This is a genomic window from bacterium, assembly GCA_030247525.1.
Classification (GTDB): Bacteria; Electryoneota; JAOADG01; order JAOADG01; family JAOADG01; genus JAOTSC01.
Map to the genome: position 1 here is coordinate 1 of JAOTSC010000076.1, position 16,157 is coordinate 16,157.

The 16,157-nt window shown below is 46.4% G+C and carries 7 protein-coding genes; 5 read left to right on the forward strand and 2 right to left on the reverse strand.

The genetic code is table 11. The features are described from left to right. From OEM52_08350 to OEM52_08370, 5 genes are all read left to right on the forward strand, one after another. On the forward strand, positions 1-496 hold a 496-nt coding region (locus tag OEM52_08350), incomplete at its 5' end, for a hypothetical protein (GenBank protein MDK9700139.1). 85 nt (positions 497-581) lie between these two features. Further along, a complete protein-coding gene (locus tag OEM52_08355) occupies positions 582-3,698 on the forward strand; it encodes a DUF4365 domain-containing protein (protein MDK9700140.1) in 3,117 nt (1,038 codons plus the stop codon). Positions 3,699-3,777: 79 nt separating this feature from the next. Then, complete coding sequence (locus OEM52_08360; GenBank protein ID MDK9700141.1) at positions 3,778-4,755, forward strand: site-specific integrase; 978 nt, start codon at positions 3,778-3,780, stop codon at positions 4,753-4,755. Between the two features lie 104 nt (positions 4,756-4,859). Continuing rightward, positions 4,860-8,711: a hypothetical protein gene (locus tag OEM52_08365; protein MDK9700142.1), complete on the forward strand. Its 3,852-nt coding sequence runs from the start codon at positions 4,860-4,862 to the stop codon at positions 8,709-8,711. Positions 8,712-8,854: 143 nt separating this feature from the next. Next, positions 8,855-9,214 (forward strand): hypothetical protein, encoded by a 360-nt coding sequence (locus OEM52_08370; GenBank protein MDK9700143.1) that lies wholly within the window; start codon positions 8,855-8,857, stop codon positions 9,212-9,214. 436 nt (positions 9,215-9,650) lie between these two features. Here the strand turns inward: OEM52_08370 and OEM52_08375 are convergent, their stop codons facing one another. Together OEM52_08375 and OEM52_08380 are read right to left on the reverse strand one after the other, a co-directional pair. Next, a complete protein-coding gene (locus OEM52_08375) occupies positions 9,651-13,637 on the reverse strand; it encodes a hypothetical protein (protein ID MDK9700144.1) in 3,987 nt (1,328 codons plus the stop codon). A gap of 236 nt (positions 13,638-13,873) precedes the next feature. Next, a partial coding sequence (locus OEM52_08380) for a T9SS type A sorting domain-containing protein (protein ID MDK9700145.1) occupies positions 13,874-16,157 on the reverse strand: 2,284 nt, incomplete at its 5' end.

Below are 16,157 nucleotides of genomic sequence, written 5' to 3' on the forward strand. Positions count from 1 at the left end.
CTTGATTGGTCTCTCGGAACAAGACCCCAATACGTACGTTCCGCTCACCGTCCTCACCCCAAGTACGCGCGAAATCATCGTAGAGCTTTCCCCGGTGCTCGCGGTAAACCTTGGCCAACAAGTAGAGGGGGGGCAGCCACTGCGGGCGATTCCGAAACCGTGGACTTGGCGGCAAGAAGTGCGGGAGCTATTGGGGCGGCGGGCAACGAAGTACGTCTACAGCTTCATTGATTACCTTTTGTACATCGCTAATGCTGCCGGTCGAAGTAATTGGAAACATGAAATCTATATCGATGAATTGGCGGAACGGTTACGGATGCAGACCTTAGTCCGTAACCGTCAGCAACGCTTATTGTCCGGTGGCATTAAAAACTCTTGCAACGCTGCAAAAGAACTGGGATATTTGGTGGATTGGCGATTCGCTGTTGGCGCGACCGGTGAACAAAAACTCGTCCTCCAACTCAATCCCGAAAGGTTTCAGAAGGCGAAATTGTAATATAAACTCAATGACAGTCAAAGTAGACCATCTGTCTTTTCATATACAGTAAACCGATACCGACCAGATGAGGAGATCAATAGAAATGCCTTCTAACAATAAGAGAACTGAAGAAATCAAAAACGATGCACTAATTGCCACCCTTGAAGGTCATACCGGTACTGTTTGGGGGGTTGCGGTGTCCCCTGATGGGGATAAAATCGTTTCGGGGTGTGATGACAATACAATAAAAGTATGGGACAGCTTAAACTATCTATTGCTTTCCAACCTAGAGGGACACACAGATTCTATAAATGCGGTTGTGATCGCACCCGATGGAAAACGGATAATATCGGGAAGCCGTGACAATACACTTAGAGTCTGGGACTGCATAAACTACTTGTTGCTAGCCACTATAAAAGGTCACTCAGATTCGGTAAATGCGGTTTCGGTTACCCCTGATGGAATGCAATTCGTTTCGAGTAGTAGTGATAAAACGATAAAAATATGGGATAGCAAAAGTTATCAACTGCTTGCCACCCTTGAAGGTCATACGAATACTGTTTGTGCTGTTGCGACTTCTCCTGATGGAAAACAAATCGTATCGGGAGGTTGGGACAAAACTATAAAAGTATGGGACAGCCAAAGCTACCAATCGCTTGCCACCCTTGAAGGTCACACAGATTCTGTTTGGACGGTTGTGTTCACTCCCGATGGGAAACGTATCATTTCGGGAAGTGGTGATAATACGATTAAAGTGTGGGATAGTAAAAGCTACCAACTGCTTGCCACCCTTGAAGGTCACACAGATTCTGTTCATGCGGTTACTGTTACACCAGATGGAAAGCGAATCGTATCGGGAAGTATCGACAATGTAATAAAAATGTGGGATCGTCAAACTTACCATGTGCTTGCCACCCTTGAATGCCACACCGACTCTTTTCGTGCGCTTGAAGTTACAAAAAAAGGGAAACGAGTCTTATTGGGAAGCGGGGACAAAAAGGTTAAAAAACGGGATTGTAGAGACTACCAACTGATTGCTACTCTTGAAGGTCACACTCATTATGTGAATGCAATAGCAATAATGCCCGATGGAGAACGAATAATATCGGGAAGCAGTGATAGCAGAATAAAAGTTTGGGACATTAGTAAAGTCGTTCAACAAGACAGTCATTCAGACCTATACACTGCTGCAAAAGTTGTTTTAGTTGGTGAAACGGGCGTTGGAAAATCGGGGTTGATGATTCGACTAATCGAAGACGCATGGCGAGAAACGGGCTCCACTCACGGAATGAATATCAAAAAAATTCCATTTCAAGCCAAAATATATGAGCCGTTTGAAAAAGAAATTTGGCTATGGGATTTTGCTGGACAACAAGATTATAAACTCATACATCAACTCTTTCTTGCAAATACCTCACTAGGCTTATTGATTTATAATCCCCAAGACCCGAAAACATTGGAAACCCTTTCAGAATGGGACGCAACGCTATCGCGGGCGATCAATCCCCGCCCGCCGCTACTTTTAATAGCAGGTCGTTGCGATGTCGGTTCGAGTCGTGAGTCCGACGCGACAATGCAACAATTCATGAAACAGCACAACTTTATCGATTATCATAAAACAAGCGCAAAATCAGGAAATGGTTGTGATGAATTAAAGAAAAACATAATCGAAAGTATCCCGTGGGATAAATTACCGGTTACCAGTTCCCCTAAACGATTCAAAACGCTCAAAGAAAATATCTATAACTTGGCTAATACAGAGAGTTTATCTCCACTAATCCCGGACAAACTCCTTGTTGAAAAACTCCTTGAGATGTCCCAAAACGACCCCTTTGAAATGGCCGAACTCAATACCGTTCTTAAACTTTGGGAAGCGCAAGGACTTCTGTTTGAGCTCCCCTATGGAGAGTTGTGGTTACTGAAACCCGAGTTACTCAATGCCTACGCGTCTTCAATTCTGTTGACCGCCCGCAAAGATAGTGAGGTCGGATGTATTGATAAAGCAAAAATCGTTAATGCGGAGTTAGAATTCGAGCAATTGGGCGAAAGTAGACTTCCCAAATCCGATGAAAAACTGTTGTTACCAGCGATTCTCCAACTAATGGGCGACCGACAGATTTCGCTGCAAGAAGAAACCAATGACGGTGACAAGATTATCTTTCCGGCTGTATTTCGAATCGCCCGCCCCGCCAAACCAAAGATTCCCAGCTTAGCCGCCATCTACCAGTTTGAGGGATTGGTAGATGATATTTATGCCTCGTTGGTCGTTCGGCTTTACTATTCAAAACGTTTCATTAAGCAAGCGATTTGGAAAGATGCAGCCGATTTCGTTACTGCGATCGGTAGCTATCCGATTGGAATTGCACTGGTTCGCAAGGGTGACGCAAAGGCAGAACTGCAAGTTTACTTTGAAGGCGACACGCCAGAAGAAGAGCGCAGTTTATTTCGCCGCTTTATCTTTGAGCATCTGACTCGAAAGTCTTCTGAAACCCCTGCATCGGTTCCTTTATATTTTTGTCCCTACTGCAACTGGCAGATCCCGCAAGAAACAGCAACAAAAAGATTACAAGCGGGTAGAACCAGCTTTACTTGTGCAGATTGTGATAAAAATTTTGCGATTGCCCTCGCGCTCGAATCGCAACCGATCACCAAGCCTGAGGCTGATGCACTCGGTGCTATGAATATTGCAATTCATAACGCCCTTGATAATCGGAGCAAGGCTCTCTTGCAAACTGGCGAGGTCATGGTGCAGGTTGCACTAACAAACCAAATCTTTAGGTTGATTAACATGGAAGATGTCGGGGTCGACGCTGAAATTGAATTGCTTGATGATGCCGGGCTGCCAACCTCAAAAAGAATCTATCTTCAGCTCAAATCCGGCGACTCCAATTTACGGAAGCGTGTGAATGATAGCTGTTACTCTTTCCGAATAAAAAACGAGCGTATACTTCGCTATTATCGTGATTCTATTTTCATTGTTCTTCTTGTTGTTCGCCCCAGCTCTGGGGATATGCGATTTATCAACATTACTAAGTATCTACGTGATCGTGCAAAGAACGATCCCAACAAAGAAAACGACTTAACAATAAGTTTCGATGGCAAACCCTTTACTGCGAATGAAATCCTTCAACTACGTAAAGAGGTGTTAAACAAAAATAATAAAATTATGCAACTATTAAGTTCATTATTCGGCAAAACCACAAACAAACAAAAGTCCTAAAATAACAAATTTTCTCTCCTCCATATTTGTTTTTTACTTATGATAATGTATATTATGGTAAGTAAACGGAGCGAGTGGGGTGGAGCTACCCAATCAAAACACAATTGCCCTTCCCAACCAAGTCCTACCCCTTGGTGGCGATCCCCATGCCCTGTTGCCCGCTGTTGTCTACCTAACCCGGCTCACTTCTGATCATTCCCGTCGCGCCATGTTTAATGCCCTCCAGCGTGCGCTCCGGGCTGCTGGGATTCTTTCCGATCCCATGACCTTCGATTGGCGGTTATCTTATGCCCAAGTAATTGCTTTGCGGGCTGCACTGCTTACCCGCCACGATCCGGCGACTGTGAATCAAACGTTATCGGCAATCCGCGGGGTTCTGCGGGAAGCGTGGCGGTTAGGTTTGTTGTCGGCGGAAGAGTACAACCGGTCAACCGATATCACCGGCATCAAAACCCAAAAACTGCCTGCCGGAAGAATTGTCGGCAATGGCGAATTGCGACACATTTTCGATCTTTGTGTTAATGATGCTTCGGCGATCGGCATTCGCGACACGGCATTACTGGGAATTCTCTTCGGTTGCGGTCTCCGGCGCTCGGAAGTCGTTACTTTGCAGTTGTCGGACGTCGAGCCGGAGGATGCGCTCAAGATTCGTTCCGGCAAGGGAGGGAAAGACCGGATGGTTTACATCCCCGCTGCTGTTACGCAAGTCCTCGAACGCTGGATAACATACCGCGGCAATTGGGAAGGCGCGCTCTTCACTCGGATCGGGAAAGGAGAAAACATCGCGCACACTCGCTTGACCCCGCAAGCGGTTTGGTTCATCATCGAAAAACGTGGCACTGAAGCGGGCATCCATTTCACACCCCATGATAGCCGCCGTACTTTCATAACTTCCCTGCTCGATTTGGGGGTTGATGTTATCACAGTGCAACGCCTTGCCGGCCATGCCAATCCCAACACAACCGGGCGTTACGACCGCCGGGGGGAAATCGCAAAACGCCGTGCCATCGAAACGCTTCACCTTCCCTTGCCAAGTATCGAATCAACAACAAAATAGAGTTAATTTCCAAGATTTTGTTTTATCAGTCGTGTTGAGTTGCACTTATACGCAATCTATTCCTATTTTATTGACAAAGTACCTTTTAGTCAAAGGGAAGTACAATGTCAATACCACAGTTAGCTGATCGACAAGATATCATCAATTGGTCAAACCGTGCCGAATCTGGGTACTGGTTTCCTGAGCTTATAAGACAACTCATTATAGCAACATCAAAACCCACACGAATTGAATTCCGAACACAAGAAGGAGCTGGTTTGCCCGGATTTGATGGGTACACTGAGATTACTACGGGAAATGCGTTCATCCCGGATGGTGTTGTAGCTTGGGAGTTGGGAACCGATGAAGTACCTACAACAAAAGCCAATAAAGATTACAAAAAGCGAACTGACAACCCGCCTGAAAACATCGACCCTTCCCAAACAGTTTACATATCCTTTTCATCCCGAAGCTGGCCAAGAAAAAGCAACTGGGCAGCCAAAAAACGATTGGAAGGAAAGTGGCGTGATATAAAAGCCTTCGATGTCGACGACATCATGACTTGGCTAATCGACGCCCCGGCTGTTCATATTTGGCTTACATGGCACATCGGAAAACCATTGGAAGGTGTACGTGATTTACAGAGTTGGTGGGAGGGGTGGTCACAAGAAACATATCCAACCATTACACCTGAGCTTATTCTAAGTGGTCGTAAAAAAGAATACGAGCAATTAGAAAGGTTACTCGCAGGAAACCCGCAGGTTGTTCCGATTGAATCGGAAACCAAAGACGAAGCCGAGGCGTTCGTCTCTGCCGTAATCGCACAACAACCACCGAATCTACGTGACACTTACTTTAGTAAAGCTATCTTGATCGATTCCCCGGATACATGGAACTACTATGCAAATTCTCGCCGCCCTTTGATTCTCATTCGGCGATTTAACGATTCCACCTACGACCAACTCGCTATAAACAACGGACACCATGTAATCGTTCCAATTGATCCCAGTTTATCGATTAAATCCGGTATCAAACTGCCCCGCATTAGTGCTACCGAAGCTCTTGAAGTCCTGAAACAAACCAATCCAAACACTGCGAAGGCAAAATATTTCGCTGCAATCATACATAGCTCGCTAACCTCCTATCGTCGTAACACGTCAAATATTTCGAGTAAACCAGAGTGGGCGGCCCGTGAAAATGGTGCATCTTTTCTCCGTCTAATTCTCGCAGGAGGATGGGATATTAACAAAGAGGGAGATATCGAGGCGCTTACCCAATTGACTGGTAAATCGAAAACCGATCTTATCCAGCTATTGCAGCGTTGGAGTAATATCCCTGATTCCTTCTTTACAATTGTCGGAAACCATTGCCGGGTTACAATTCCCGATGATAAATGGATGGTATTGGCCCAGTACTGTACTCACGAAGACCTCAACGCTTTTAACGAGTTCGTAAAACTGATATTGAGCGAACGCGATCCCGCTCGAGCCCTTCCACCGGAAGAACGGATGTACGCATCCATACACGGTAAAGTGAGGAAATATTCAAAAGAATTACGAACTGGGATTGCAAATTCAATCGCAATGTTAGGTTCCATCTCAACACCGGAGCTCATCGGTAAAACCTTTGATGGTTGTGATCCTGCCGCAACTGCAAGTCTACTCGTTCGTGATCTCCTACAGGATGCGATTACATCGCGTGAGGGGTGGATTGATCTGTCGCCGGTTATGATGCAATTTGCAGAAGCAGCACCGGACGAATTTCTCAAGCAGGTTGAAGCCGATTTAAAGTCCGAGCATCCGACACTGCTAATTTTGTTTGAACCTAAACCGGGATTAATGGGAAGTAACTACGACTACCCCAACCTCTTGTGGGCGTTAGAGCGGTTGGCGTGGTCGCCAGACTATTTTCCCCGCGTCGCAATGATACTTGCTGATCTCGCATCGATAACCTCTGGAACCGAAATCGTGAATTGCCCTTTCAACAGTCTACTCTCCTTTTTCCGGTTATGGTTCCCCCAATGTGGCGCAAGTGAAGCGTCCCGAATGATAGTACTCAACCGGATTGTCAAGAAGTATCCTAAACTTGGTTGGAGTCTGTTACTGAATCTAATTCCCCACGATCAAGACTGGGCTAGTTCTAATCCCGATCCCGGAAAACGGCTTACTCTTTGGCGGGACTGGCAAACCGAACCCAAACAACCGACTATCGCAGAATATTGGAATTCTGTTCTTAAGGTATCACAACAACTATTGGATGGAATAAAAGACGATCTCAACCGATGGGTAGATATTGTCGACCGAATCCATAAGTTACACCCAGCGACTCACGAACAAGTAATGAGCACATTGGAACAGAATGCGGATATCATACAGGATGTTACAATTCGTGACCGAATAGGTAGCGAACTTCGAAAAATTGTAAATAAGCACAAAGCTTTTCCCGATGCCGAATGGGTGATGCCGCCTCACTTTTTAACCCGATATGAGATATTGGAAAAGAAGTTTGAACCCATCGACTTATTTGCCCGCTACCGATGGATGTTCGGGAATCATCCTGACTTGGGTATTCCTTTTCGTAAAGACGACTATCAAGGATGGGAGGCAGAACGAGAGCAAAAAAAATCCGAATCATTGCGAGCAATCTATGCAGAACACGGTATCACCGGCATTCTCTCGTTTGCAAATTCCGTTGTTAGACCGGATGAAATTGGATATCTCCTCTCTAAATGGGAATTGGATCCCCAACAAACAACGGCGATTCGCGATTGTCTTGGCAACACCGACAATACCGGACAATTGGCATTTCGGTTTACTCAATCGAGCATCTATATCAAAGGTGATGAGTGGATAGGCAAATATGTTGGTGAAGGTTTACTCAGACAATGGGAACTGCCGAAACGTGTCGCAGCATTACGCAGTTACCCCGCTAACAACGCAACCTTTGATCTGGTTGATCAGTTTGATGAAGATACACAACGTGAATACTGGCGCAGTTTTTCCTTTTATGCCTCCGAAAATCCCGACGAAGTGGATCATGTAATGAAGTCACTTATCAGGTTCGATCGACCAAGAGTGGCAATGGACATTCTCGCCTCATTGACTTACGATGTTAATCACGAAATCAATTTAGAAACGATCTATTCGGCGATGTTTGCGTGTATGCAAACGGCACGAGAAGACGATCCTACTCGACTCGCATCTTACGAAGTGAAACAGTTGCTCATCTATCTACAATACCATGAGAAGGGGGACACGTCCCGTCTTGAACAGTTGGAATGGTTGTTTTTACCATTGCTTGGCATCGATACACACCATTTACAACTACACAAGCACATGGAAAGAGATCCCGTCTTCTTTGTTAGTATGCTCGGCAAATACTATCTGCGCGACGACGAATCGGAAGCGAAAGAACCATTACCGGATTGGGAATCGAGAGCTTTTTACTATCTGTTTGGACACTGGCAAAGTGTTCCCGGGATGCAATCCGACGGTACATTAGATTCACAGCATCTTAAGAGTTGGGTAAATGAAGTACTCAGATTACTAGCTCAAGAAAAACTCATGAGAGGGGGGATGTGTGCGCTCGGAAAAGTCCTCAGTTGGGGACCAAAACTCGACAACGATTTACTACAGCTTCCTCCCATCGCTGATAGCGATCTTGCAATGATCCATGGAGAATTCCGGGGAAACCGGATACCACATCCGGCGATTTGTGATGTTATAGAGGATTTAGCCGAGCCAGTACTCGAAGATAACTATGGTGTTGCGATAAGAAATCAACGCGGCGTCACCTGGCGTGGAAGAGGAGGGGAACAGGAGCGCAGTTTAGCTGAGGATATGAAGAAAGTTGCCGAAGCAGTTGCAGCAAAATGGCCGAGGGTTGCGGCGCTCTATCGAAAACTGGAGAGGAGTTTTGAAGCCGATGCACACAGCTGGGACAACGACGCGGCAATCGATGATATTGATCGTGAATAAATCTGTGAATTTACCAAAAATGGGTAAACCTACCCCTCACCCATGGAAAAACGTGTTTTTCATGGCAAACGGGATGTAAGTAACTTCTGTAAACAATGTAAACATAGTAGACTTAAAGTGCAACTTTCCTTTCACTTTGCGTTATGTCCAGAAAGCTGAAATGGATTCGAATCACCCGGCGAAACGCCGGAGGTTATCGCGAAACCGTTTTGGGGGGCGACCGGCTCGCGCTGCGCGACCCCTTGCGCATAGCGAAACGGAAACTTGCCGATCCGACCATCACCGATGATGAGTGGGTGATTCTATACTATGATACTGCGATGATGTGTCTGAAAGCGTTATCAGAGTTAATCCAAACGAAACCATCCCCCAGTGAACTGGCTACGAAGATACTAAAGCCGTATGTGAGCTTTCTTCTTCCCTTAATGCAACACACTTTTGGGAATCGGAAACAGCGCAACTTTCCCCTTCGCTTAAGGAAACGGTATACGAAAACCGTTTAATTACTCTACCACAAAACAGAGCAAAACAGAACTATCGGCGGCAACAACTCGAGGAATTATCTTGCAAGGAGGCTCTACCACCAAACCACGCAAAACTCTACCACTAAACGGAGCAAAAGAGGTTTCCTTGGCAACTTTACCCTCTACCACCAAACCACGCAGAACTCTACCACTAAATGGAGCAACGCTCTACCACCGAACCACGCAAACTCTACCACTAACTAGAGCAAGCTCTGCCACTGAATGGAGCAGACTCTACCACCAAACCACGCACCCCATCCCCTCTCAACGAACAACCGCCTTGCTCTCCGGCTTTTTTATCCGCCCCTTACTCTACATACTCATCAAAGAGTATCTACCCCTTTCCCCTTGGCTTGCGCCCGGGGGAAAGGGAAAAAAGAAAACCATCTCGTCCGTTGGCATCCACTCCTTCTTCTCAGTGTACCGCAAATGGAAGATTCAGTTTTTCCCGATCACAGGAAACCGTCGCGGCACACTTCTTAAACGTTCTTGTAAGAATCTCCAATTCCCGTGAATGGTCTTCCGGCATCGGCTCGAAAGCGTCCCAAAGCGCCAGCGCCAATTTACGCAACGGTTCTGAAGTTGGGTTGTAATGGGTGGTCCGATTCAACAATTCAAGAAAATTGATTCTTCTTTCAATCGTTTCCTGTTGAATCGCTTCTACCATTTCCGGGATATCGGAACCATTCCACTCCGGCTGAGCTATTCGCAGGAACATCGCCCAATACTTCAGCACCGGATCGGGAAAATTACTCAGCTCCAGCAACGCCGGTGAAATAGCAACAGAATTGTCTTCTGCCAGCAAATTCCCCAGCAGTGGCAACAGATATCGGTTGGATTGAGGGTTATTTGTGTATTCCCGAACTAAGTAGTTGATATCATCCTCACCTGGTGAGTTGCGTCCCCAATGTTCCTCCTCATATACAACATCGAATTCGGTGTTACAATACATCTGCTCTCCCAAAAAGAGCAATTCCGTTGCAAGTGCGGGAAGCGAGTAGTATGCTCCAATAAAATAAATCAAATCAGTTGCTAATACTTTTATCCGTAGAGTAGTGAGCATTGATTGGAACTGCACCAGTTCGAAGGGTTGAAAACCAATGTCATCGCTAAGCTGAATGATTGTCATGAATAAACGATATTTAGTTGCTTGATCAGCGATCTCATTGATTTCGAAATTGAGGCGTTGCTTAGCTAATGTGGCTGAATGCATAATCCACAGTGTAATTCCATTGATAGGGAACCCAATTTCAGCGATGCGCGCATCGTATGGCAGTCCGTCAATCGTGTGATAGGCATAGTCTTCTTTCGTCACCCCCCTTTCAAACCATCTAGATTCCGCTGTGTTCCAATCGTTGATATCCCCCATCTTTCCGCTTTCTAGACTCTCGGCAAGAAATTTGAGCCGTTCTCGATTGAGTTTGGTCAAGCACGCCGACATCGGCCAAGGAATTGAATCACGGATCGGATATCTAACGAACACCGTTTCAGGAAGTTCGCTCAACCAACGCAGTTCCTTAGCCAGTGTTTTTGCCGACGGTTCGTTTGCAAACCGCCCGATTGCTTGGAAAATCCGCCATTCCGGGTGAACGACAGGTAAAACAGACCACTCTTTCGGATGGTTGATTTTAAGTAAACTCGAACTCTCAAGACTCCACTCAATCCAAGAGAATACGTTGTCTTTTACTCTTTTTGTTTCGTGAAATGGAAAAGACAGCTGGGGGAGTTTATGTTTCGATAAGTACTCATTGATCAAATTTGTGTCGAATACTTTTCTCAGTGGATAATTCCCGACTTTTTCGGGTCGAATTTTATCAAGCCAATCATTTGTTTTTTGTCTCCGGTTATTGTCATACAGCCGCCAATACAGGATGTGAATTGCAATATCTTCCGCTTCGGGCCAATGGGATCCGATATAGTCGATTGCCCACTGTTCCCCTTGGTCAGCGAGGGCAGCAAGCAGTGAGTATGCTCCCTTTTGGTGGATTAAGCGTGATTTGTGGAGTTGTTGCTCGATAGCTGGGAAGAAGAGATCGTGGTCGTTAGTAGAGTAATGTTTTGCCAACGTGATGAGTTTCACTTGGTCGTTGAGATCCATCAGTTTTAGGGCAAACGGGAGGAAAGCGCGGCGGTACTTCGGTGTGGTAGTTACCACGCCTTCCTGCAAAATGTCGAGCGCCAATTCAGAACCGGTGTACGCCTTACCAAAAAGCACATTGGTCTTGCAGTCGTTTAAGTGTAGACACAATGCAGTAATCCAATCTTTCCGGTAGTCCTTACCGGACATGAAGATTGCTCCGACCGCATACATAAAAACATTGTGCCAATGGGACACCGGTGCTATCGCATTCAAGCGCTCGTGTAGTGTCTTGTCGTCGGTTTCTTCCAACGCCCGCCACGCGAAAAACTCTTGCAGTGAGCGTACTTCAAACTGGACACTTCCTTCCTCTTTTTGGACAAGGAACACCAGACGATCGATAACGGCGCTTTTCACTAACGCCATCAAGTGAGTAACCTCATCTTCTTTATGTTCATCCTTTCTAAGCTGTTTTTCTACATAGGTTAAGAATTCCTCAACTTGCATTTGTGAGGAAGTGTTTCCCGATTCTTCCGCCCGGCAATGCAACAAGAGTGCAATTTCATGGTGAATGCGATTGATGAAAGCCTTATTGTTCCGCAGAATCGGCGATACCAGACTCTCTTTGCCACATTCCCGGTCATAGACAAAGGAGTAATACCGCTCAAATAGCTCGTAGCGGCGTTCGGGTGGTCGGTGACTCTCGGCGATGGAGGTCATGAGACTAACCTGCAATGGGCTCTCCATCAATTTCATTGTAACATCGTGCTTGCTTGCCGTTTTGAGCCGTGCCATTGCTTCTTTTCGTTTGGGCGCTTCCTTGTCGGGATACTTGGAAGCAAGCAAATTATCGGCAAAAGCGAGGGCTTGTTTCTGGTTGAGTGGTTGGAGATTCCAGTGAACGGTATCAAGTGAAGAAAACTCGTTTTGATAGCTTTGCGGGCGCGTGGTTATCACCGTAAGGACATCGCCATTGCAGGAGGTAACATCGATCTGAAAATCGCTAATCGCTTTCACTACGTCTTGCCGGTTACTGGTGTGGGGAACTTCATCCAATCCGTCAAATACGATGAGCCACGGGTACTTTTCCAACCATAGTTTTAAATCTCCAAACCGACACTCTGAGCTGGTGCGTTGGTTAATAGCGCGACAGAGATATCCCATCACAGACTTTTGAACATCGGGTGTTTCCGGTTTCGCTAAAAACTCAGCGAATTTATTCAGAATGATCCGTAGGGGAAACCGCTGGTAGGACAAGTTTAATTGATACTCATGACAGCGCGTTAATGTTTCGCCGATGACTTTTTTTGCCTCTGAGATGCAACGAGTTTTCTCTAAAATAGTGGCGCGATATGCTTGACAGAGAAATTGCGTGAGGGTGCTTTTCCCTTGTCCAGGACCACCAACGATGACTACACGGGTTTTAGAATCGGGAGCCGCTAAAAATGAGGCATTAGAACCAGCATATCCCATTCCTGTAAATGGATTACCCCCAAAGAAAGAAGACCCACCGGGCCAATTTCCATAAACAACGGGGGAAATTTCGATCATCCTTACATCAATCGAACCGTGCTTGACGATTTGCTTTACTGCATAGTATTCTTTTTTCTTCTCCTCAAGGTCATCGACCACTTCTCGTTCTGTATTTACCGGTAGATCGAAAAAGAGCTTCGCTAATGAAGAATCTACTTCCTGGTATCCCATCTTCGTGTAACGGTCATCGAGCAGCTCTTTCTGGAGGTAGTTTTGAAGTATCTTCGTGAAGTCAGGTTGGGCGTCCTTCAGTTGCTTCTTCATTGCGGCTAAGACGTCGCCCGGTGTAATCAGGTGCGTGTAGGCATTCCTAACACCCTCCGCACCATCTAAAAAGCGGCTAAGGTCATCGTACCCCCAAACATCATAGCCTTTAAGCTTGAGTTTCTTCTGGTATCCGGCGAGAACAGCCATGATTTTGTCATGGCCGCCCGTTTTTGCTTTTGGGGGTAAAACGACATTCGTTACAAAGAGAAAATAATCGGGGCCAATACGACGTTTAGAGTCTTTCTTCGTGTACTTCTCTAACTCTTCTTTCAGTTGCTTGATCGCCCATGCCGTATCGTCAGACTCGGGACGTTGTCGATATTTGCACTGGATGACGAGATAGCCATCCCACTTCCCTTTCGTTTTCGAGGGATAGTCCATTGGACCGGTGAACGTTGCTTCGCGGCCGCCATCGGGGCCATCGCCGAAGGGTGTAACGCCTTCGCCAATCACTTTCTTCGCAAGCGCTTGGACAATGTGCTCAAAGCTGCGGGGATCCATTGCGGAAAGATTGTAGTCTGCCATAGTGCTTCTCGTTGGTTGGATTGAAGTTTTCGGTCGATTGTGCAACAGGTTCTAACCAGCCGAAAATGTTTGCTTAAACAAGTAGATTACTTTTTTGCTTATGATTGCTATACATAAGACGGGAATGTTCAGCAAAGTATGGCAAGAGGTTCCCCCCTCCCCGCCCTTGCATGACGAGAATTTTCTCTCTGCATGATGTTTCGATAGAAGTTAGTAAAGCAAAAGGTACAACACAATTACTTCAACATGATAACTTTCTTTACTGCTGAGAATGTTCCGGCACGGACTTGAATAAAGTAGACACCACTACTGGCAGGAAGATCGTTGTTGTCAAGGCCGTTCCAGTGGAGGGTGTAGGACCCGGGTGAAAGACGTTCAGAAGGGTTGGTATAGACTTCACGTCCAAGTGCATCGTAGATGGCGTATTCGGTCATTGCGGAACGCGGGAGATCAACATGGAAAGTGACTGTCGAGTTAAATGGGTTGGGATAGGGATTGGATAGAGCAAAATCGAACGGGAGTGATCCGATCAGCTCAGGTGTAGCATTATTCGGTGGCATCCGGTAAGTAGAGATTGCGCCGGGCGTCTCCGTCAATAACATCGATCCATAGTATAAGAAAGGGATTCCAGACATTATAGTACCCCGTTCTACCCACCCTTCCGAAGTATGGTCGTAACGAGTATAGATGCGTTGATAATTATCAAGCCGCTCTTGCTGATAAAAACAGGTTTTACTTTGAAGTAATTTTGCATTAATGCCAAATGGATACCCGTCGGCAATTAGTGTCGGAGCAGTGTTCCGTTGGAGTGCATAGATTTGCCCGCCACTTGTCATGAAGGTGTCCCCTTGCATAATTGCGGATCCCCATCCTGGCGAACTCCAATTTTGCGGCAACCAGACTCCACCCTGCTTTCGGTACAATCGAATACTGTCACCGATGTCCAGAATCGCACTGGTTTCTCGCATCGTAATGGGTTGATAAGGAAGAACCCCGTCTGATATCAGTTCTCCATCCTGGAATCGATAAACCGGGAAAGGATACTGGGTGTTTCCTTGGAAAACCACCAAATTAGTACGAAACAACTCCACATTCGTCGTTACGGAATCCGGCACTGTGAATATTTGGTCTAACCAACTGTTATTACTACTCCACGTTAATTGATGTAACTGTCGGTTGATGCTACCCCAAGCTAACACTTGCTCACCATCGATTGCTATTGGATAGATACTATGTGGCAACCATCGCATTTGATGGCGGGCGTTTACGGTGTCGGCGACTAAGACCGCCTGACGTATTCCGCGCGTAAAAATCGCCTTTCCATCCTTTCCCAACCTTACGTCGGGATGTTCTTGATAGTAATGGTTCGCTAAGTAGTTCGAATCGAAGCCTGCTGGTTGTCGATAATTCCACAATGTGTCAAGTCTCTGGCGATGCTGGGCATCGCGATACTGCCGCAATTGAAAAATGTTGCTTCCCGGGTCTGGGTAGTTGCTCAATTGTACAAGCCAGCCATAACTCGTCTTAGCGACGTTACAACTGGTTGTCGAATGTCCACTTGATCCGTATATATGGGAAGTATCGATAATCATCGGTGCAAGTAGTCCTTGTGCCAACGAAATCAGGTAGAAGTTTGAACCACCCCATCCGAGCCATACACTGTCGACCGGCTCATCCCACAATTCAGATATTCCAGGAGGACGGGTGTTGGTTCCGACTAATTGTGGGATTCGGGGATTCTCCAACGACCAGACTGACCAATCGCTGGTTAGTACCACCAAAGAATCGTTGATGACTTTACAGAAAGCTGGTTGGTATGTTGTATCGAACCGGTATACTGTTTGGGGAGGTGTAGTATCAAGTTTTACAACGGCAATCTGGTGAGTGGTCGTGACTCCATAGGCATACGGCCACCGCACCGCCCATTCGGTATTGTAGGGTAGTTCATCGTTCGCTCTGGTACTGCCGGCATATTCGATGCGATTCGTAAGGGAATCGACTCGAAAAATGCGGTCGGCGACCAGAATCATATTGTTTACTTGTACCGGTTTGTAGCTTTGATTGAATTGGCCAAAGTGCAAATCCGCTGCAGTGAAAGCGGTATCGAGGGTAAATTGCAATCCATTTCGGATGGCGCCCCGGTACACTGGCGCGTCGTTCCCATTCCACTCGATCATTGCCTTTGGCCAACCGTAGTAAAAACGGTTACCACGCCGCAGGATATGGCAGAACCGATTGGAAATCGAGTAGATGCTGCCATAAGTCATTTCAACAGCATGGGGGATGTTCAATTGCCAGAGTTTTTGGAATGTTCGATTATCCGTTTGTAGCATGGCAAACATGTTGTTTGGCGTATGGCAGACGATAGTATCGCCAAAGGCAATCATTCCCAACGGTACGGTGATGGCAAGGGTATCGCCCAACCAATCGAAGTCGTCGCCCCAGCGCGGCGTGGCAGTTGCCGCTCCAGTCAGGGTGAGAGAGAGGAGAAGTATCCAACTAAGCTGTTTCATCGTGATA